This is a genomic window from Saccharopolyspora hattusasensis, from assembly GCF_050972075.1.
GTDB lineage: Bacteria > Actinomycetota > Actinomycetes > Mycobacteriales > Pseudonocardiaceae > Saccharopolyspora > Saccharopolyspora hattusasensis.
The window spans coordinates 2,384,868-2,403,145 of the sequence record NZ_JBPCDC010000001.1; the positions used below are offsets into that span (position 1 = coordinate 2,384,868).

The 18,278-nt window shown below is 68.8% G+C and carries 20 protein-coding genes and 2 riboswitches; of the genes, 8 read left to right on the top strand and 12 right to left on the bottom strand.

Annotated features, from left to right (window positions below; all coding sequences use genetic code 11):
- Positions 1-29: 29 nt before the first annotated feature.
- Together lpdA and ACRXBZ_RS10465 are read right to left on the bottom strand one after the other, a co-directional pair.
- A complete protein-coding gene (lpdA, locus tag ACRXBZ_RS10460; RefSeq protein WP_433878938.1) occupies positions 30-1,490 on the bottom strand; it encodes a dihydrolipoyl dehydrogenase in 1,461 nt (486 codons plus the stop codon).
- Between the two features lie 367 nt (positions 1,491-1,857).
- Entirely contained in the window at positions 1,858-3,195 is a 1,338-nt protein-coding gene (locus tag ACRXBZ_RS10465) for a PucR family transcriptional regulator (protein ID WP_433878939.1), read from the bottom strand.
- Between the two features lie 80 nt (positions 3,196-3,275).
- On the opposite strand from ACRXBZ_RS10465, the gene ACRXBZ_RS10470 reads away from it, so the two are divergent.
- Positions 3,276-4,010 (top strand): GntR family transcriptional regulator, encoded by a 735-nt coding sequence (locus ACRXBZ_RS10470; protein WP_433878940.1) that lies wholly within the window; start codon positions 3,276-3,278, stop codon positions 4,008-4,010.
- A 97-nt stretch (positions 4,011-4,107) separates the two neighbouring features.
- Positions 4,108-4,260: a hypothetical protein gene (locus ACRXBZ_RS10475; RefSeq protein WP_433878941.1), complete on the top strand. Its 153-nt coding sequence runs from the start codon at positions 4,108-4,110 to the stop codon at positions 4,258-4,260.
- Here ACRXBZ_RS10475 and ligD read toward each other — a convergent pair.
- Positions 4,257-5,252: a non-homologous end-joining DNA ligase gene (gene ligD, locus ACRXBZ_RS10480; protein WP_433878942.1), complete on the bottom strand. Its 996-nt coding sequence runs from the start codon at positions 5,250-5,252 to the stop codon at positions 4,257-4,259. The genes ACRXBZ_RS10475 and ligD overlap by 4 nt on opposite strands.
- A gap of 173 nt (positions 5,253-5,425) precedes the next feature.
- Here ligD and ACRXBZ_RS10485 point away from each other — a divergent pair, with 173 nt between their 5' ends.
- From ACRXBZ_RS10485 to ACRXBZ_RS10500, 4 genes are all read left to right on the top strand, one after another.
- Entirely contained in the window at positions 5,426-6,184 is a 759-nt protein-coding gene (locus tag ACRXBZ_RS10485) for a DsbA family protein (protein ID WP_433878943.1), read from the top strand.
- A gap of 35 nt (positions 6,185-6,219) precedes the next feature.
- Positions 6,220-6,810 carry a vitamin K epoxide reductase family protein gene (locus tag ACRXBZ_RS10490; RefSeq protein WP_433883842.1) on the top strand — a complete coding sequence of 197 codons (591 nt, stop codon included), beginning with the start codon at positions 6,220-6,222 and terminating at the stop codon, positions 6,808-6,810.
- A gap of 94 nt (positions 6,811-6,904) precedes the next feature.
- A complete protein-coding gene (locus ACRXBZ_RS10495; RefSeq protein WP_433878944.1) occupies positions 6,905-7,345 on the top strand; it encodes an ATP-binding protein in 441 nt (146 codons plus the stop codon).
- Positions 7,342-8,160, top strand: coding sequence for an RNA polymerase sigma factor SigF (locus ACRXBZ_RS10500; protein ID WP_433878945.1), 819 nt, complete (start codon positions 7,342-7,344; stop codon positions 8,158-8,160). Before ACRXBZ_RS10495 ends, ACRXBZ_RS10500 begins: the two co-directional genes overlap by 4 nt.
- A gap of 168 nt (positions 8,161-8,328) precedes the next feature.
- Here ACRXBZ_RS10500 and ACRXBZ_RS10505 read toward each other — a convergent pair whose 3' ends face one another.
- Positions 8,329-9,114, bottom strand: coding sequence for a M23 family metallopeptidase (locus ACRXBZ_RS10505; protein ID WP_433878946.1), 786 nt, complete (start codon positions 9,112-9,114; stop codon positions 8,329-8,331).
- 865 nt (positions 9,115-9,979) lie between these two features.
- Positions 9,980-11,149 carry an NAD-dependent epimerase/dehydratase family protein gene (locus ACRXBZ_RS10510; RefSeq protein WP_433878947.1) on the bottom strand — a complete coding sequence of 390 codons (1,170 nt, stop codon included), beginning with the start codon at positions 11,147-11,149 and terminating at the stop codon, positions 9,980-9,982.
- A 171-nt stretch (positions 11,150-11,320) separates the two neighbouring features.
- Between ACRXBZ_RS10510 and ACRXBZ_RS10515 the strand changes: the two genes are divergently transcribed.
- Complete coding sequence (locus ACRXBZ_RS10515; protein WP_433878948.1) at positions 11,321-11,812, top strand: GtrA family protein; 492 nt, start codon at positions 11,321-11,323, stop codon at positions 11,810-11,812.
- Positions 11,813-11,836: 24 nt separating this feature from the next.
- On the opposite strand, the gene ACRXBZ_RS10520 is transcribed toward ACRXBZ_RS10515, so the two are convergent.
- From ACRXBZ_RS10520 to ACRXBZ_RS10550, 7 genes are all read right to left on the bottom strand, one after another.
- A complete protein-coding gene (locus ACRXBZ_RS10520; RefSeq protein ID WP_433878949.1) occupies positions 11,837-12,433 on the bottom strand; it encodes a hypothetical protein in 597 nt (198 codons plus the stop codon).
- Positions 12,430-13,386: an NAD-dependent epimerase/dehydratase family protein gene (locus tag ACRXBZ_RS10525; RefSeq protein WP_433878950.1), complete on the bottom strand. Its 957-nt coding sequence runs from the start codon at positions 13,384-13,386 to the stop codon at positions 12,430-12,432. Before ACRXBZ_RS10525 ends, ACRXBZ_RS10520 begins: the two co-directional genes overlap by 4 nt.
- Before the next feature lie 55 nt (positions 13,387-13,441).
- Positions 13,442-13,879: an SRPBCC family protein gene (locus tag ACRXBZ_RS10530; protein WP_433878951.1), complete on the bottom strand. Its 438-nt coding sequence runs from the start codon at positions 13,877-13,879 to the stop codon at positions 13,442-13,444.
- Positions 13,880-13,890: 11 nt separating this feature from the next.
- Positions 13,891-14,721: a phosphoenolpyruvate hydrolase family protein gene (locus ACRXBZ_RS10535; RefSeq protein ID WP_433878952.1), complete on the bottom strand. Its 831-nt coding sequence runs from the start codon at positions 14,719-14,721 to the stop codon at positions 13,891-13,893.
- Positions 14,718-15,932: a Tm-1-like ATP-binding domain-containing protein gene (locus tag ACRXBZ_RS10540; RefSeq protein WP_433883843.1), complete on the bottom strand. Its 1,215-nt coding sequence runs from the start codon at positions 15,930-15,932 to the stop codon at positions 14,718-14,720. Before ACRXBZ_RS10540 ends, ACRXBZ_RS10535 begins: the two co-directional genes overlap by 4 nt.
- Positions 15,933-15,942: 10 nt before the next feature.
- Positions 15,943-16,140, bottom strand: coding sequence for a ribbon-helix-helix domain-containing protein (locus ACRXBZ_RS10545; RefSeq protein WP_433878953.1), 198 nt, complete (start codon positions 16,138-16,140; stop codon positions 15,943-15,945).
- A gap of 120 nt (positions 16,141-16,260) precedes the next feature.
- Positions 16,261-16,416, bottom strand: coding sequence for a hypothetical protein (locus ACRXBZ_RS10550; protein ID WP_168584725.1), 156 nt, complete (start codon positions 16,414-16,416; stop codon positions 16,261-16,263).
- A 415-nt stretch (positions 16,417-16,831) separates the two neighbouring features.
- Positions 16,832-16,940, top strand: a riboswitch (glycine riboswitch).
- Positions 16,941-17,042, top strand: a riboswitch (glycine riboswitch). It begins immediately after the preceding riboswitch.
- 115 nt (positions 17,043-17,157) lie between these two features.
- Between ACRXBZ_RS10550 and gcvT the strand changes: the two genes are divergently transcribed.
- A complete protein-coding gene (gene gcvT / locus ACRXBZ_RS10555; RefSeq protein WP_433878954.1) occupies positions 17,158-18,261 on the top strand; it encodes a glycine cleavage system aminomethyltransferase GcvT in 1,104 nt (367 codons plus the stop codon).
- The last annotated feature ends 17 nt before the right edge of the window (positions 18,262-18,278 follow it).

Genomic DNA, 18,278 nt, shown 5'->3' on the forward strand with positions numbered 1-18,278 from the left:
AACTTCTGAAACGCTCATTGGTCGTTCGCTCAGCGCTTCTTCGGCGGCGCGACGTGGATCGGCAGGCCCAGCGCAGCCATCGCCGCCTCCATGCCGATCTCGCCCAGGGTCGGGTGCGCGTGGATGGTCTCGGCGAGTTCGTCGAGGGTGGCTTCCAGCGCCATGGCCAGGGCGCCCTCCGTGATCAGGTCGCTGGCGGAGTGCCCGATGATGTGCACGCCCAGGACCTCGCCGTACTTCTTGCCGGCGACGATCTTCAGGAAGCCCTCGGTGTCGCCGTAGCTCTGCGCACGACCGAGCGCGGCGAACGGGAACTTGGCGGCGACCACTTCGTGGCCGGCCTCGATCGCCTTGGCCTCGGTGAGCCCGACGCTGGCGATCTCCGGGTGGGTGAAGGTGGCGGCCGGGATGACGTTGTAGTCGATCGCGGCGTGGTGCCCGGCGATCGTCTCGGCCGCGACCACGCCCTGGTGCGACGCGACGTGCGCGAGCAGCGCCTTGCCGGTGACGTCGCCGATCGCGTAGACGTGCTCGACGTTGGTACGCAGCTTGTCGTCGACGGTGATGAAGCCGCGCTCGCTGGTGGCGACGCCGGCCTTGGCCAGGTCCAGGTTGCCGGTGTTGGGCTTGCGGCCCACGCCGACCAGGACGACGTCCGCGTCGATCTGCTGCGGCTTTGCGCCGTCCACGGTGACCTTCAGGCCGCCGGCGGCCTGGTCGACGCGGGACACGGTCGCCTCGGTGAGGACCTTGATGCCGCGCTTGGTGAACGAGCGGCCCAGCGCCTTGCCGACCTCGACGTCCTCGGCCGGTACCAGGGTCTTCTGCATCTCGATGATGCTGACCTCGCTGCCGAGGGTGGCGAAAAGCGTCGCCCACTCGGCGCCGACCGCGCTGCCGCCGATGATCGCGATGCGCCCCGGCACCTCGGTGAGGCCGAAGGCGCCGTCGGAGGTGATCACGCCGGGCAGGTCCGCGCCGGGCAGCGGCAGCTGCACGGGAACCGAGCCGGTGGCGATGATGACGTCGCGGGCCTTGACCTGCTCGATCGGCTGCGCGCCGGCCGGTTCGGCGGCGTAGCGCGGGCCGTCGGCGCCCAGCGGCGACTCACCGGTGGCGTAGACGTCCACGGTGGTCGGGCCGGTGAACCGGGCGTGGCCGTTGATGACGGTGACGCCGTTGGTCTTCAGCAGGCCCGCGACACCGTCGGTGAGACCCTTGACGACGCTGCTCTTGCGGCGCGTGATCGTGTCGTAGTCGATGGTGACGTTCTCGACGTTCACCCCGAAATCGGCCGCGTGCAGCACGGTTTCGTACACCTCGGCCGAGCGCAGCATCGCCTTGGTCGGGATGCAGCCCCAGTTCAAGCAGACCCCGCCGGGCCGCTCCTTTTCCACCACGCCGACCGCGAGGCCACGCTGCGCGGCCCGGATCGCGGCGACGTATCCACCGGGACCGCCGCCTACCACGAGAAGGTCGAACTCCTGCACTTCGCTGTGCTCCTTTGACTGCACGCGCCGGTTACGGAAAGCCTGGATCGAGCGGGCAATTCTTACTCTGAGTGTCGTGAGCACAACCACTTCTGCGCTATGCCCGCTCGCCCAGACTTCTTTAAACGCGGGTGTGCAGACCGCACATTTCCGGGCGTGACGTACACAACATGTAACGAGAACGTCACGCACAGTGTTCGAGACGGCCGTAACCCGGTCGCGGTCACGCCTGGGCACAAAATGGCAAGAGGGCGGTGCCGGTTCGACCCAGACACCGCCCCGCGAAGCGCGAAAAGATCAAGTTGTCCGAATGACGCCTTTGCACAACCGACGCCGCGTCCAGTCTTAGTCCTGCCCTAGTCCTGCCCTAGTCCCGCAGGCCGTCGCGGAGCCGCAGCGCGGACAGCGCCAGCGACAGGGACACGTAGGCCGTTCGGCCGTAGAGGGGCAAGCCGATCAGGGACGTGATGCGGTGCAAGCGGTTGAGGACCGTGTTGCGGTGGCAGTGGAGGCGGACCGCCGCGTTGGCCGTCGAGCAATTCTCCTCCAGCCAGGCCGTCAGGGTTTCCAGGAGCATGTCTCGCTCCTTGACCGGCAGCTCCAGGATCGGGCCGAGCTGGGACTCCAGCAGCCGCTGCGCCAGGTCCGGCGACTGCACCAGCAGCGCCTCCGGGAACCGCTCCTCCAAGGTCACCAGCTCCGCCGCCCCGTACGACGAGGTGCCGAGCGTGGTGAGGGCGAGCTGGTGGGCGAGGCCGACCTCCGCGAGGCCGCGCACCGACGGCGACACCGCGACCCGGCCCCGTGCCAGCGGCCGCAGCGCGTCCAGCGCGAGGTCCTTCTTCCCCTGCTCCAGCGCCACCAGCCCCACCAGCGAATCGGCGCGCACCTGCCACACCGAGCGGAAGTGCAAGGCGCTCAGGGCGTCCTGGTGCCCGCGCAGCGCGAAACCGCCGTCGTTGGACATCTCGGCGACGATCACCAGGTACAGGCCACCGGTGGGCAGGTCGAGCTCCTTCGCGGTGCGTTGCGCGAAGGCGGTGTCGCGCGCGCGGCCCGCGAGCAGGTCCTCCACCAGGGCATGGCGCCGCTGGTCGTCCCGGCGCAGCCGGTCCAGCTCGGTGTTGCGGTAGGACGTCGACAGCGTCGAGGACAACCCGTCGATCACGGTCCACACCGAGGTAGCCACGCTCAACATCGAGTCCGGATCGGCGCCGTCCTGGTACGCCTGGTCGACTAGCGCCTCCCAGGCGATCCGGCCGCCCAGCCGGAACGTCCGCAGCATCACCTCCAGCGGCACGCCCTGCTCGGCGCGGCGGCGGCCGATGGCGGCGGCCACGTCGTCGCCGTCGGGCGCGGGCACCTCGCCGCTGAGTATCTGCAGGATGCGTTCGAGGTACTGCCGACAGCCCTCCCAGAGGTCCTCCTTGGGTACAGGGCTGTAGTCGGTCCACTCCGGGTTGTCGGTGAAGATCGCGGCCATCAGCCGCTCGGTGAGGGCGGGCACGTCCGCAAGGCGAGCTCTGGCCAGCGCATGCGTGACTTCGGCGGCGGAGTCGGCAGGATCGGCTACCACGCCCTGGACGATACCGGCCTGCCAACCCCCCGAGCCCGGAAACGGCCCGCTGGCGGAACGGTCGAAGACGTTGCCGCGTCCAAGCATTCGACCGCCCGCCGCAACCGGGCAGTCCATGATCAGAATCAACTACTCCCGGCAGGTGGTATCAAGTTGCACGTGACAGGCGGCACAACCGGTACATCGGCGTCGCGCGGGGCGGCCGAGCGGTGATCGACGCGGCGATGCGGGCACGCTCCCCCCGGCTTCCCGACGAACTGGCCGGCCGGCTGCGGGAACGGATCATGACCGGCCGGCTGCGGCAGGGCGAGCACCTGCACCTGGAACGCCTCGCCGAACAACTCGGCGTCAGCGTCACACCGGTGCGGGAGGCGCTGCTGGCACTGCGCGGCGAGGGCTTCGTCGACCTCGAACCGCGCCGCGGGTTCACCGTGGCGCCGCTGAGCCGGCAGGACTTCGAGGACGCCCACTGGCTGCAGGCCACCATCGCGGGCGAGCTCGCGGCCCGCGCGGCGCACCAGATCGACGCCGAGCGGCTCGCCGAACTCGTTGTGCTGCAAGAGGAAATCCAGACCGCGTGCCAGTTCACGCTGCTCGACATGGGCGAGCTGGTGACCCGCTTCCACGCCGTGCTCTGGATGGCCGCGGATTCGCCGAAACTGGCCTGGTTCCTCGGAATCGCGATGCACTACACGCCGCGCCGCACCACCGTCGACGTGCCGGGCTGGCGGGAGATGGCCGCGACCGACCATCAGACGCTGCTTTCCGCGTTGCGGCTCCGAGACCAGGCAGGATCACGCGCCGCGATGCACCAGCACGTCACCCATACCGGACAGTTACTGATCCATCACCTGCAGCAACAGGGGATGTGGGCCGAGTCGCCCGGAAACCCACCCCCACCAGGGAGTTCCGCATCACACTGGGAAGATGGGCCGGGTCGCTAACGTTGTGCCCCCTCGTGGCGACACCCAGGGTGGGACGCCTGAGTGACGTTCGCCGCATTCACCTTGTTTCTACGCGAGAAATTCGGGGGCACTTGCCATGCAGAGCAACAGCCGCACCTTCGTGTCGGTTGTCGGAACGGTATTGATGGTCGTGACGACCGTTCTGCTCGCGACGTGGAACCCCCCGCAATCGCAATCCTCGGTGCAGCCGGCGGCGAACCAAACCCTCATCAGCAGCGTCAACCGCTAGGCCTCGCGGCCCACGTCCCGCGGACGTTTGTCGTTGCGCAGCCCCGAAAAGCGGGGATGCCGCAGCTTGCCGTCGCCGGTCCACTCGGTGAAGCCGACCTGCGCTACCAGCTCCGGCGCCACCCAGTGCACGTCGCGCTCGGCCACCGGGTCGGCGAACGGTGAGCCGTCGCGGGCCAGCTCGTCCAGCTTGCCGCGCAGCTCGCGCAGCGTCCGCTCGTCGTAGCCGGTGCCGACCTTGCCCGCATAGCGCAGCCGCGAGTCCGCGTAGTAGCCGACCAGCAACGCTCCGAAACCGAACCGGGAGCCCTTGGGGTCGGTGTAGCCGCCGATGACGAATTCCTGGTCGGCGACGCACTTGAACTTCAACCAGTCGCGGCTGCGCCCGCCGCGGTAGGGCCGGTCGGCGCGCTTGGCGATCAGGCCCTCCCAGCCGCGGCGGCACGCTTCGCGATAGAACTCCTCGCCGTTGCCGGCCCGGTGCGCGCTGAACCGCAGCGGATCGGTGAAGTCGAAGCACTCGCGCAACAGGCGTTTCCGGGTGCGCAGCGACAGGTCCGTCAGGTCCACGCCGCCGAAGGCGATCAGGTCGAACACGTAGTAGTAGACCGCCACGCCCGTGCGGCGCGCCGCGCGCGGATCGGTGAGGTTGATGCGCTTCTGCAGCCGGGCGAAGCTCGTCTGGCCGCCCTCGAAGGCGACCATCTCGCCGTCCAGCACGAACCGGTCGGCGCCCTGCTCGGCGAGCGCGTCGATGATCTCCGGGTACGCGGCATCGACCCGCTTGTGGTTGCGCGACCACAGCACCGGCCGGTCCGCGTCGCAGCCGGCGATCACCCGCGCCCCGTCGAGCTTGCGCTCGAAGATCCAGTCCGGGTCGGAGAACCGGTGGTGGGTCAGCGTCGCCAGCGCCGGCTCGTGCCAGGTTCCGCCGGGCCAGGACCTCAGTTCACCGCGTTCGGCGTCGTCTAGCAGGCACGAGGGATCGTTCATTGATTGATGAATACCCGTTCTTCTCGATCGGGCAAACCAGCCGAGCTGAGAACGAGCTGTGAACGGACTGTGAGTTTCACCCCGCCAGAATCCCCATTCAGGTTAATGCGGGAAACTGGGCTTGCCGTCCCCGCCGCGCGAGCGGGCCCGAGCGCCGAAGGTGAAAGCACGCGATGTCGAAGAACAAGAACCCGGTAACCCAGAAGAGCGGGCTGTCCACGAACATAATCCTCACCATCGTGGTGGTGGTCGTCGCCGTCGTGGTGATCGGCGGCGTCCTGCTGTTCAACCGCGGCGGCGCAGACAACACCTCCTCCGGTTCGTCCGGCGGCGGGAACGCGGTGGCCGCCGAGATCCTGCGCAAGCCGGACAGCAACGTGCTGACCTCGGCGCCTGACGACAGGGTCACCGTCGTCGAGTTCCTCGACTACCAGTGCCCCGCCTGCCACACCTATTACTCGGTGCTGACCAAGCAGGTCGAGAAGGACTACGCGGGCAAGATCACCTTTGTCGTCCGCAACTTCCCGCTGAGAATGCACCCGCTGGCCCGGCCGGCCGCGCAGGCCGCCGAGGCCGCCGCGCTGCAGGGCAAGTTCAACGAGATGTACCACGCCCTCTACGACAACTACGACGCCTGGGCGCTCGCCGCCGACGGCCAGAACGTCAGCACCGACGAGGCCAAGGCCCGCGGGCTTTTCGACCAGTACGCCCAGCAGATCGGCCTGGACCTGGACAAGTTCCACCAGGACATGAACTCGCCTCAGGTCAACGCCAAGATCGACGCCGACGTTGCCGACGGCAACAAGGCCGGGGTGTCGGGCACGCCGACGATCTTCATCAACGGCAAGCAGTTCGACCAGGGCAACATCGAGACCGTCGAGCAGCTCAACAACGCCTTCCGCGGCGAGCTCGACAAGGAGCTCGTGAAGTGACCGTCGCCCACGCCGTCGAACCGGCACCGTCCCGGATGCCCGAATCGAGCGACGTCCCGCGCGGCCTCGGCTGGCTGTACGTCGTGGGTGGCGTGATCGGGTTCGCGGGCTCGTTCGCGCTGACCCTGGAGAAGCTGCAGAAGCTGGCCAACCCCGGCTACGTGCCGACCTGCAGCATCAACCCCATCATCTCGTGCGGTTCGGTGATGGACAGCGCCCAGGCAGCGGTGTTCGGGTTCCCGAACCCGCTGATCGGGGTGGCATCATTCCCGGTCGTGGTCGCCGCCGGGGTGGTAGTGCTGGCCGGATTCCGGCCGCCGCGCTGGTTCTGGCTGGGCATGCAGCTCGGCACCACCCTCGCGGTCGCCTTCATCCACTGGCTGGTGGTGCAGAGCCTCTACGAGATCGGCGCGCTGTGCCCGTACTGCATGATCGTGTGGATCGTGACGATCCCGCTGTTCTGGTACACGACGCTGCACAACCTCGAGGCCGGCAACTTCGGGGGCGGCAAGTCCCTCGGCGCGGCGCTGCGCCGGTTCCACAGCGTGGTGCTCGCGGTGTGGTATCTGGTGATCGTGGTCCTGATCCTGCAAGCGTTCTGGGACTACTGGACCACCTTGGTGTAGTCCCGCGGGCGTCCGTTTGTTCGGTGCGGCCCTCGGGTACCAGGTGACTGTGAGTGAGGTGCGCCCCGCACCGACCGAGACGAGGTGGCCCGGGATGAGCGTGGAACGCGAGCTCGCACACGTCGAGCCGGAGACAGCCGCGACGAACCTGGTCGAGGTCCGCATCGCCGCCGAAGCCGCCCAGCTGGCGGTGATGCGAGCCGTCGTAGGTGACCTCGCGATGCGCGCCGACTACGACATCGACTCGATCGCCGACCTGCGGTTGGCCGTCGACGAAGCGTGCTCGTCGCTGGTCCGGCTGGCCGCCCCGGAGGCGACGCTGGTCTGCCGGTTCCGCACCGGCGGCGACCGGCTGTCGGTCACCGCCGAAGTGCTCAGCGACGATGCGTTCGGACCCCGCAAGGACACCTTCAGCTGGCGCGTGCTGAGCGCGTTGGCCGACGTTGTGTCAACCTCGGTCGAGTCGGATCCGGCTGCCAACGGCAGCCACCTGGTGCGGATCGAGTTGACCAAGGGACGGACGGCCCACGTGTGAAACGAGCGGAATCCAAGCCGACCACGCATTCGCGCAACGAGCGCTACGACCGGCTGGCGCCGCTCTTCCGCGAGCTCGCGAAGCTGGGCAAGCAGGATCCGCGGCGTTCCGCGCTCCGCGAAACGCTGGTCACCGAGCACCTGCCGGTGGCCGAGCACATCGCGCGGCGCTTCAGCCACCGCGGCGAGTCCCAGGAGGACCTCACCCAGGTTGCCACGCTGGGCCTGATCAACGCGGTCGACCGGTTTGACCCGGAGCGCGGGGTGGACTTCCTGTCCTACGCGGTGCCGACGATCATGGGCGAGGTCCGCAGGCACTTCCGGGACACCGGCTGGGCGGTGCGAATGCCGCGCCGGTTGCAGGAGCTGCACCTGTCGGTGTCGGCGGCGATCGCCCGGCTGTCGCAGGAGCTGGGCCGGGCGCCGACGCCGAGCGAACTAGCCAGACACCTGGGGATCAGCACCGACGACGTCTACCGCGGCCTGGAGGCGGGCAACGCCTACCGCAGCGCCTCGCTGGACGAGCTGCTCACCGACACCGACGAGATCCCGCTCGGCGACGCGATCGGCTCCGACGACACGGAGCTGGCCGAGGTGGAGAACCGCGAGATGGTCCGGCCGCTGCTGGCGGACCTGCCGGACCGGGAGCGCCGAATCCTGGTGATGCGGTTCTTCCGCGGCATGACCCAGACGCAGATCGCCGAGCAGATCGGCATCTCCCAGATGCACGTCTCCCGGCTGCTCGCCCGAACCCTCGGCTGGCTGCGCCAACGCCTCGAAGAAAAGCAGCCCACCGAAAAGGCCGGCAAGAATTAGAACGTGTTTTATAAGCGGCGGCAGCCGCTTGCGGTGTGGGACTCAACTGGCACCGCCGCGGGGTTCCGCTACCCGCACCGCTACGCAAACTACTTTCGAAACAGGCCTTAAAAAACCGCCCGGGGCCCGTCGGGGGTTTCGGGTCCCGGGCGGCGGCCTTGGGGGCGGTCACACCTCGATGCCACGCTCGTTCAGCCAGGGCACCGGGTTTATCTTGATGCCGTTCTTGATCACCTCGAAGTGCAGGTGCGGACCGGTGGACTCGCCGCGGTTGCCCATCGTGGCGATCTGCTCACCGGCATCGACCCGCTCGCCGACGCTGACCCCGACGGTATTGATGTGGCCGTAGACGGTGATCGTGCCGTCGTCGTGCTGCACCCGGATCCACAGCCCGAAGCCGCTGGCCGGGCCGGCGTCGATGACCTTGCCGGCGGCCACCGACCGGATCGGGGTGCCGATTTTGTTGGCGATGTCGATGCCCCTGTGGCTGGTGCCCCAGCGCGAGCCGAAGCCGGAGGTGAAGGTGCCTTCGGCGGGCTTGACGAAGCCGCGCGCCTTCCGCTCCCGCTCCTCGGCCGCTCGCTTGGCCTCGGCCGCGGCGCGCTCCGCCGCCGCCACGCGGGCCGCCTCCGCGCGGACGGCCTCCGCGCGAGCCTGCTCGATCGCCTCGCTCTTCTGGACCTTCTGCGCCTCGGCGTAGGAGTCGTTCACGATCTGGCTGGCGAGCAGCCGGACCGTGGCCGGCCTCGTGTCGGTCCCGGTGACGGCCAGGCTCAGGTTCTTCGAGCGGGCCAGCGGGTGCACGAGAAGCTCTTGCTCGGGGCCGGCGGAGGCTGCCATCGGCTGACCGACCGCGGCGAAGGCGCCGCCGGCGACCACCGTCGCGACAAACTTGTTGCGGACCAGGAGGGCGGCCTTCGGGGGATGGCCGCCCTCCTTGCGGTGCTTGCCCATCTTCACCTTCCGTCTCGGGGGGATCCGGTCGCTGCCCGCCGGGGGATTGCGGGTGATGCCTCTCGGGGGCGAGACATCGACGTGATCGAACCGTGACGTACGAGCAGTGAAAGTAGCTGAGGGTTATCGGCAGGCGCAACCAGTAACCCGTTTAGCGGGAAAAAGGCGCACAGTTCCCGCCCAAACAAACACTCTCAGTGTTTGACGAAGATGACCATCAAATAACGGCCGCCCGGAAGATTCTTTGCTGGGCCGAGCGGCGCCGACGGCCCGCCGGAGACCCCCCAAAAAGATCAAGACGCGTCCCGTTTTCGCTGGTCCAAAACGGCGACGCGAAGGCCGGGCGCCCCGGACGCAGCCGACACCGGCGCCGCCGCCGCGACCCGGTCAGTGCACAATGGACACCGCGGCGAGCCGCCACCCGACCGCGTCGATCACACCGTCGGCGAGATCAATCCGCCCCGAAAGTGGCCTTGGGCACACACTGCGCGAGACCGCGCCGGAGCCTTCCCGAGCCCTGGGTGGAGGAGTTGGACAAGGCGGACGAGTTGAACAAAGTAGACAAGGCGGCAAGCAATCCGCCGAAGCGGTCGGAAGTTGACGCACCGCGAAGATTTACCCACGTGCCGTATCGCAGGGATCAACCGAACGAGTTACTGTTCGGTAGACCGTGTGGAAGCCCCCCGACACACGGTAGGTGCCCCGGGTTCGGAGTTCACACTCCGCGCCCGGGGCACCGCTCCCCGAACACCACGTCCGATGGCGGTGGCCGCGGCGTTAGCGACAATTGTGCCCGGCCTCGTTGGTATATTCCAGTCACCACGCGGCGCAGTTTTGGTTGCAATTGCAGCACTGCCGAGACCGGTCAGCGGTCCTCGCGCAACGGGCTGGTGGCCTGGCGCCAGTTGACGGTGGGCCGCAGCGCGGCGAGGTCGACCCGCTCCTTGTGCTTGTCCGCCACCCGGAACAACGACTCGATGAGCGTGTTCGACAGCAGGTGCGGCCGCAGCCCCAGCTCCACCAGGCCGGTGTGCTTGACGTTGTAGTAGTGCTCGCCCTGCTCGACCCGCGGGTTGTCCAGGTACTCGATCTCCACCGACCCCGCGAAGCTGTTGGCCACGATCTTGGCGATCTCCCCCACCGAGTACTTCTCGGTCATCTGGTTGAACACCCGGAACTCGCCGCGGTCGGCCGGGTTCTCAGCGGCCAGCCGGATGCACTCGACGGTGTCGCGGATGTCGATCAGGCCGCGGGTCTGCCCGCCGGTGCCGTACACCGTCAGCGGTTGGCCGAGCACGGCCTGGATGACGAACCGGTTGAGCACGGTGCCGAAGATCGCGTCGTAGTCGAACCTGGTCGCCAGCCGGGTGTCGCGCGCAGTCTGCGGGGTTTCCTGGCCATAGACGACGCCCTGGTTGAGGTCGGTGGCGCGCAGCCCCCAGATCCGGCAGGCGAACTCGATGTTGTGGCTGTCGTGCACCTTGCTCAGGTGGTAGAACGAGCCCGGCTTCTTCGGGTACAGCATGCGGTCGGTCCGCCCGTTGTGGGTGACCTCCAGCCAGCCTTCCTCGATGTCGATGTTCGGCGTCCCGTACTCGCCCATCGTGCCGAGCTTGACCAGGTGGATGTCCGGGTCGACCTGCTGGATCGCGAACAGCACGTTGAGGTTGCCGATCACGTTGTTCTGCTGGGTGTACACCGCGTGCCGGCGGTCGATCATCGAGTACGGCGCGGCCCGCTGCTCGGCGAAATGCACGATCGCGTCGGGCCGGAAGCCGGCGATCATCTCCGCGGTGAACTCGCCGTCGACCAGGTCGCCGTAGTAGCACTTGATCGACTTGCCGGAGACCTCCCGCCAGGCGTCCAGGCGGACCTGCATCGGCTCGATCGGCACCAGGCTGTCCACGCCGAGCTCGTGGTCGTAGCCCCGGCGGGCGTAGTTGTCGGCGACGGCGACATCGTGGCCGCAGTCGGACAAGTGCACAGCGGTCGGCCATCCGAGGTAGCCGTCTCCTCCAAGGACGAGGATTCGCACGCCTTCACTCCCCCTGTATTCACCCATTGGATACAAACATCCGGCATGGTCTCATCCCGCGACCATTTCTCGGCGGGCTCCCCTTTTCCTTTCCTAACACTGAGAATTCGCTGAGACCGGACTCTGTATGGTGCGTCGGGAGCAAACCGCGACATCCCGAACGGAGACGGCATGGCGACAAGGGCCACCGAGAGCACCAGCGCTCGGCGCCGCTATTGGCGGTTGCTCAGCCGTTTCGCGGCCGCTTCCGCGGTGGCCACCGGAATCAGCCAGCTCGTTTTCCTGCTGTCGTACTCGCTCGGCGCCACACCGGTGCCGGCCACCGTGCTGGCCTGGCTGGCCGGTGCGATTCCGAACTTCGTGCTGAACCGGCGGACCTGGGGCGGCGGCGGCCGGGCCGCGCTGCGCGGCGAGATCCTGCGCTACGGCGCGATCTCGGTGGGCACCGCACTGCTCGCCGCGCTGGCCACGCACAACGCAGAAGTGCTCGCCCACGCGCTGTTCCCGGAGGCCCGGGCGGCGCAGGTCGCCGTGGTCTGGGGCGCTTTCCTCGGTACTTACGCGGTGATGTTCGTGGTCAAGTTCTTCCTCGTCGACCGGTTGGTGTTCACCGCCCGGCGTTCCCGCCACCAGGTTTCGAGCACCACCCGCGCGAAGCGGTAGCCATAGCGGAAGTTGTTGCCCTTCTTACTGACACCGGCGGTGCGCGCCAGCATCCGCATCGGCTGCTCCCGCACCCGGTAACCGCGGCTGAGGACGCCGACCAGCAGCTCGGCGGACTGGTACTGCGGCTGCTCCAGGGCCACCGAGTTGGCCGTCACGCGGCCGCCAACCGGTGGCCAGCAGCACGAACACGGCCGCCGGAACCACCAGCGTCACGCCCACGACGCGCACCACCACCGCCGCGGCCAGCACGATCCCGGCCAGCGCGGCGAGCTTGGGGCCGGGCGCGGCGGCCAGCGCCGCGATCCAGGCCCGGACCTCGAAACGACGCAGCAGCGCGTAGATCCCGGCGCCGAGCCCGAGGCCCAGCAGGTGCTGCACCGCCGCCACGCTGGTCAGGCTGCCCACCGCCAGCAGCGGCCACAGGAAGAGCTCATAGCCGATCGGGTTGATGCCGCCGGGGAAGAACGCGCCGACGTCGTCGAGGTAACGGAACGAGTCGATGTAGAGCAGCGCGGGCCGGTAAGCCAGCTGCACCACGATCCGCAGGGCCAGTCCGGCGAGCAGCAGCAGCGCCAGCAGCCAGTGCCGGCGGAGGACGCGCGTGAGCGCGGTGCTCATCGCGCCCCGCGGAAGTCCGCCCAAACGGTGCGCAACCCCTCGGTGAGCTCGACGTTCGGGGCGTAGCCGAGTTCGCGCTGCGCCTTGGCCACGTCCACGATCACCGCGGGCATCTCGCCGTTCTTGGCCGGCACGTGGTTGACCGGCACGGGTTCGCCGGTGGCCGCGCGGACCGCGTCGATGAGCTCCAGCACGGAGATCGACCGCCCGCGGCCGATGATCGCGGTGCCGGTGTACTGCTTGTCCCACGCGGCGAGGACGCCCTGCACCACGTCGTCGATGTGCACGAAGTCGCGGGACTGCGAGCCGTCGCCGTAGACCTCGACGCCGCGGCCCGCCAGCGCGGCGCGCATCAGCCTCGGGATGAAGCTGTCCTTGTGGCCCATGCCGGGCCCGTAGATGTTGGTGAAGCGCAGCGCGCAGGTGGCCAGCCCGTAAGCGCCGGCGTAGCCGGAGAGCAGCATCTCGCACGCCGCCTTGGTGGCGCCGTAGGGCGTGAGCGGGCGCAGCGGCAGCGCCTCGGAGATCGTGCCGCGGCCGATGTCGCCGACCACCGCGTTGGTGGAGGCCAGCACGAACCGGCGGACGCCGCGGGCGCGAGCCAGTTCGAGGAGTTCCTGGGTGACCGCGACGTTGTTGGCATAAGTCTCGGCGGGCTGGTCCACCGAGCGCAGCACCGAGGTGATCGCCGCCAGGTGGATGATCCCGGCCGAGTCCGCCGAGACCGCGGCCTCCCGGACCGCGGCGTCCCGCAGGTCGCCTTCGACGTGGGTCACCAGGTCACTGCGCAGTTCGGCGGGCGGGGCCTGGGTGTCCACGATTGTCACCCGGGTGCCGCGCTCCAGGAAGGCGCGAACCACTGCTCTGCCGACGAAACCGGAACCACCCGTGATGGTGACGGTGTCTGCTGCGTTAGCTGCATTTGCGGCGGAAGGATTAACGCTGCTTGGCACGCGCGGACTCTAACCGCCACCGGATTCGCTCCGGTTCACGCCCATCCCGGCCGGATTAACCGCCCAGATGTTCCCGAAGTCCGTTCAGCCCGGTTCGGTAAACGCCCTTGGCGAAGGTCTTGTCCATCTTCTCCTCGTCGGCGGCATCGGCGTCCCAGTGCGAATACCACTCGACGAAGCTGTGCCCGGTGTCGGTGATCGGCGCGATCCGGATGGTGGAGCGGTAGCTGCGCACCGGGAACGGGCTTTCCACGAATTCGTAGGCGTAGCTGCGCTCGGTGTCGTCCAGCGCCACCAGCCGCTCCCGGACCGCCCCGCCGTCGGCGAGTATCAGGTGCCGGACGCACCCCACCGCGTCGGCCGCGCCCCCGCCCTCGATCTCGCTTCGCTCGATCGCCGGGTGCCACGTCGGCAACCCGTTGAAGTCGCGCACCGCCTGCCAGACCTGCTCGGCCGACACCTCGATGACCGCGCTCGTGTAGGACTTCGCCACCGCTTGCCTCCTCAGAACCTGAGTTTCTTGAACGCCTTGGCCTGTTCGGTCAGTGCTTGTTCGGTGGGCAACCGCTCCATGCTGCTCGCACCGTAGAACCCGTGGCAACGCTTGGTCCGCGAAAGCACGTACGAGGCGTCTTCCGGCATCGAGACCGGCCCGCCGTGGCAGAGCACCAGCACGTCCTCGCGGACCTCGGTCGCCGCCTGCGACCACTCGTCGATCAGCGCCACGCAGTCGTCCAGCGACTTTGCGGTCCCGGCGCCGATCGCGCCGCCGGTCGTCAGCCCCAGGTGGCACACGATGATGTCGGCGCCGGCCTCGGTCATCGCCCGGGCGTCGGCGCTGGAGAACACGTACGGAGTGGTCAGCAGGTCGGCTTCGCGCGCGGCGGCGACGAGTTCGACCTCCAGGCCGTAGCCCATTCCGGTCTCCTCCAGGTTCGCCCGGAAGGTGCCGTCGATGAGCCCGACGGTCGGGAAGTTCTGGATCCCGGCGAACCCGAGGTCGCGCAGCTCGCGGAGGAACCGGTCGCGCAGCATGAACGGGTCGGTGCCGTTGACGCCGGCCAGCACCGGGGTGTGCCGCACCACCGGCAGCACCTCGCGGGCCATCTCCACCACGACGTCGTTGGCGTTTCCGTAGGCCAGCAGCCCGGCCAGCGAACCGCGCCCGGCCATCCGGTAGCGGCCCGAGTTGTAGATGACGATCAGGTCGATGCCGCCGGCCTCTTCGCACTTGGCGGACAGGCCGGTGCCCGCGCCGCCGCCGACGATCGGCTCACCGCGCTCGGCCTTGGCGCGGAACCGGCGCATCAGTCCGGCGCGGTCGAATCGGCTCATCGTGCCTCCTGCCTGGTTCGCTCGGCGGATCCGGTGATCTCCCGGAACGCCGCGACCAGCGCGGCGGCGAACTCCGGATTGTTGATGTTGTGCGGCACCCGCTCGACGCGCCGGTCGGCGGTCTGCCGCACCCGGCTCTCCAGCGTCTCGAAGAGGACCGCGTCCGCGCCGGGATCGCAGAAAGGCTGCCCCGGTGAGTCCAACATGGACACTCCGCCGGCCGGGAGCAGGAACCGCACCGGGCCGTCGCAGGCGTTGAGCTTGCCTGCGATGAACTCCGCGATCCGGCGGCACTCCCCTGCGGACGTGCGCATCAGCGTGACCTGCGGGTTGTGCACGTACAGGTTGCGGTCCCGGTACTGCGGCGGAACGGTTTCCAGCGCGCCGAAGTTCACCATGTCCAGGGCGCCGCACGAGCCGACGTAGGGCACTCTGGTCCGGGCGATGGCGTCCAGGCGCTGCTCCCCCGCGCTCATCACGCCGCCGGCGATCAGGTCGCAGACCTCGGTGGTGGTGATGTCCAGGACGGCGCGCACCAGGCCGTCGTCGACGAGCTTCTCCATGGCCCGACCGCCGGTTCCGGTCGCGTGGAACACCAGCGGGTCGTGGTCGGCGGCCAACTGCTCGGCTACCGCGGTCACGCACGGCGTGGTGACGCCGAACATGGACAGCGCGACGGCGGGCTTGTCCTCGGCCGCTGGCAACGGGTGGGTCACCGCGCCCAGCAGCGCGTGCGCGGCGTTTCCCAATACCTGGCGGGAAATCCGGTTCAGCCCGGCGACATCGGTGACCGACGGGAACATCGCGATGTCGGTGGCGTCCACGTAGGGCGAAACGTCGCCGGAGGCCACTGTGGACACCATGACCTTGGGCACGCCGACCGGCAGCGCGCGCATCGCGGGCGTGATCAGCGCGGTGCCGCCCGAGCCGCCGAGCCCGATGACCCCGTCGACGTCCTGCGCGACCAGGAACCGCTCGAACGCCGCGGCCATCGCGGTGACGGCCGATCCCCGCTCGCCGGTGAACACCGCGTCGGCCCCGTCCGGGTGGTGCGCGGCGACCTCGGCGGCCGACACGTCGGCGTCGGAACTCCCACCCGCGGTGGACAGGTCCACGGTGATCACGGGGTGCCCGCGGGCGATCAGCCCGGCGACGTAGAGCAGCTCAGCGGCCTTAGTGTCGAACGTCCCGGCGACGTACGCGCTGCCCACCACTAGTGCGTCACCGGGACAGCAACTCCAGCAGCTCAGCATCTTCCGCGAGGAATCGGCGCACCTGGTTCGCCCGGAACTCCTCGTGGCGGGCAAAGTACTCGCGCAGCGCTGCCACCGCGATCTCGTGCATCGACCGGCCCTCTCGCTCGGCTACATCGCGGAGCTTCGCGTTGTCGTCGTCGTTAAGCCGCAGAGTCGTGGCCATTCCGGCATGGTATCGCGTGGTATCCGCTGATACCACATGCCCTTGGGGCACGAGAAGACCCCCGGCGCCTGGGGTTCTTGGGTTCTAGCGGGCACCGGGGGCCTTCGTCGGGGTTTTCGGTCAGTGGCCCTTGCCGCCCTTGCCGAAGAACTTGTTCTTGACCTGGTCGATCTTCTCCTTGTTCTTCGGGTCGGTGGCGTACTTCTTGGCCTGGTCGATCACCTTGCGGCCCTGCGGGCTGCTGGCGAAGTCGGCGACCTTCTTGAACAGAGACATCGTCGCTCCCGGCGGTTCGGAGTCACGGCTGTCACCAGGCTACCGACAAAACGGGCAGAGGTCTTCTCGCGAGGACAGCCCCGACGTGGCGTATCCCGCACCGCTGCGCAAAACGAGCCCGGAAACAGAGTGAGTGGAGCCCAAGAGCCGAGTTCCGCGGAAGCACGGAAGGTTTGAGCGAAGTCCAGGGAGAACTCGGAGCGTTCACCGGACGGCAGCAGGGCCACCCAGGGGAACTCCTCGGAGAGCATGTCGATCAGTTCGTCCGGCGACAACCGCGCAAACGCGGCACGCACCGCGCGCGCCGCCGTCACGGCGCCTTCCGACGCCCCGACGGCCCGGTCCTACCCGCCCGGTTGACTGGGTCACGTTCAGTTCGTAGCGTCGGCGTTCGCACAACCGAATACCGCGCCGATGACGTCGTGCGGGAGAGACTCCGGCCCCCGAGCAACCTCGGGAGACCGGAGCGCCGAAGGAGCAATACTCCCCAGCAAACTCTCAGGCACCGGCACCGCACGGCACCAGGCGAACACGGAGAAAAGCAGGAGCAACGCGCTTCTCGCCCACGGTGCAAGCCGCCCCTCGCGGGGTGGCGAAACTCTCAGGCCAATGACTCCGGGGAGACCGCCCGACCAGCGCAAGCCCGCGCAGGTCGGGGTCGAGGTGTCCCCGATAAGGTTGGGCGCAGTGAGCTGACCGGCCCTCGACTGCCGACCGGCGCCCACCAGGAGGAGTCGCACCATGTCGTCGCCACGACAGACGCCCTTGCACCGAGTACACGAAGCCCTCGGGGCGACATTCACCGAGTTCGCCGGTTGGCGGATGCCGCTGCGCTACTCCGGCGACACCGCCGAGCACAACGCGGTGCGCAACAGCGCCGGCCTGTTCGACCTAACCCACATGGGTGAGATCCGGATCAGCGGCCCGCAGGCCGCCGAGGCGCTGGACTACGCGTTGGTCGCGAACGCCTCCGCGATCAAGCCCGGCCGCGCCCGCTACACGATGATCTGCAACGCCACCGGCGGCGTGCTGGACGACCTGATCGTCTACCGGCTCGGCGAGCAGGAGTTCCTGGTCGTGGCCAACGCGGCGAACGCCGCCGTGGTCTCCGCCGAACTGGCCGAGCGGCTCGGCGGCTTCGACGCCGAGCACCAGGACGTCTCCGACGACTACGCGCTGATCGCCGTGCAGGGCCCGAACGCGGTCGCCATCCTCGCCCCGCTGACCGACACCGACCTCGCCGAGGTCAAGTACTACGCGGGCTACCGCAGCCAGGTCGCAGGCAAGGACGTGCTGCTGGCGCGTACCGGCTACACCGGCGAGGACGGCTTCGAGCTGTTCACCGCGCCCGGCGACGCGGAGGCCGTCTGGCAGGCGCTGACCGAGTCCGGCGCGCAGCACGGCCTGCAGCCCGCCGGGTTGTCCTGCCGCGACACGCTGCGGCTGGAGGCGGGCATGCCGCTGTACGGCAACGAGCTGTCCGCCGACCTCACGCCCTTCCAAGCCAGCCTCGGCCGGGTGGTCAAGCTGGACAAGCCCGGCGACTTCGTCGGCAAGGACGCGCTGGCCGCCGCCGCGGAGAAGCCCACCGAGCGCACACTGGTCGGGCTGAGCACCGACCAGCGCCGGGCGCCCCGGCACGGCTACCGCGTGCTGGACGCCGACGGCGCCGAGATCGGCGTCGTGACCAGCGGTGCCCCGTCGCCGACCCTCGGCCACCCGATCGGCATGGCCTACGTCGACCGCGACCACAGCGAACCCGGCACCCAACTGCAGGTCGACATCCGCGGCAACAACGTCGCGGTGCAGGTCGTCGAGCTGCCGTTCTACCGCCGCAATGCCTGACGAGATCGAACCAGGAG

Excerpts from the sequence above, each read along its gene's own strand:
- ACRXBZ_RS10475 (WP_433878941.1), top strand. The coding sequence starts at position 4,108 with ATGCAGAGCAACAGCCGCACCTTCGTGTCGGTTGTCGGAACGGTATTG.
- ligD (WP_433878942.1), bottom strand. The coding sequence starts at position 5,252 with ATGAACGATCCCTCGTGCCTGCTAGACGACGCCGAACGCGGTGAACTG.
- ACRXBZ_RS10485 (WP_433878943.1), top strand. The coding sequence starts at position 5,426 with ATGTCGAAGAACAAGAACCCGGTAACCCAGAAGAGCGGGCTGTCCACG.
- ACRXBZ_RS10490 (WP_433883842.1), top strand. The coding sequence starts at position 6,220 with ATGCCCGAATCGAGCGACGTCCCGCGCGGCCTCGGCTGGCTGTACGTC.
- ACRXBZ_RS10495 (WP_433878944.1), top strand. The coding sequence starts at position 6,905 with ATGAGCGTGGAACGCGAGCTCGCACACGTCGAGCCGGAGACAGCCGCG.
- ACRXBZ_RS10505 (WP_433878946.1), bottom strand. The coding sequence starts at position 9,114 with ATGGGCAAGCACCGCAAGGAGGGCGGCCATCCCCCGAAGGCCGCCCTC.
- ACRXBZ_RS10515 (WP_433878948.1), top strand. The coding sequence starts at position 11,321 with ATGGCGACAAGGGCCACCGAGAGCACCAGCGCTCGGCGCCGCTATTGG.
- ACRXBZ_RS10520 (WP_433878949.1), bottom strand. The coding sequence starts at position 12,433 with ATGAGCACCGCGCTCACGCGCGTCCTCCGCCGGCACTGGCTGCTGGCG.
- ACRXBZ_RS10535 (WP_433878952.1), bottom strand. The coding sequence starts at position 14,721 with ATGAGCCGATTCGACCGCGCCGGACTGATGCGCCGGTTCCGCGCCAAG.
- ACRXBZ_RS10545 (WP_433878953.1), bottom strand. The coding sequence starts at position 16,140 with ATGGCCACGACTCTGCGGCTTAACGACGACGACAACGCGAAGCTCCGC.
- ACRXBZ_RS10550 (WP_168584725.1), bottom strand. The coding sequence starts at position 16,416 with ATGTCTCTGTTCAAGAAGGTCGCCGACTTCGCCAGCAGCCCGCAGGGC.
- gcvT (WP_433878954.1), top strand. The coding sequence starts at position 17,158 with ATGTCGTCGCCACGACAGACGCCCTTGCACCGAGTACACGAAGCCCTC.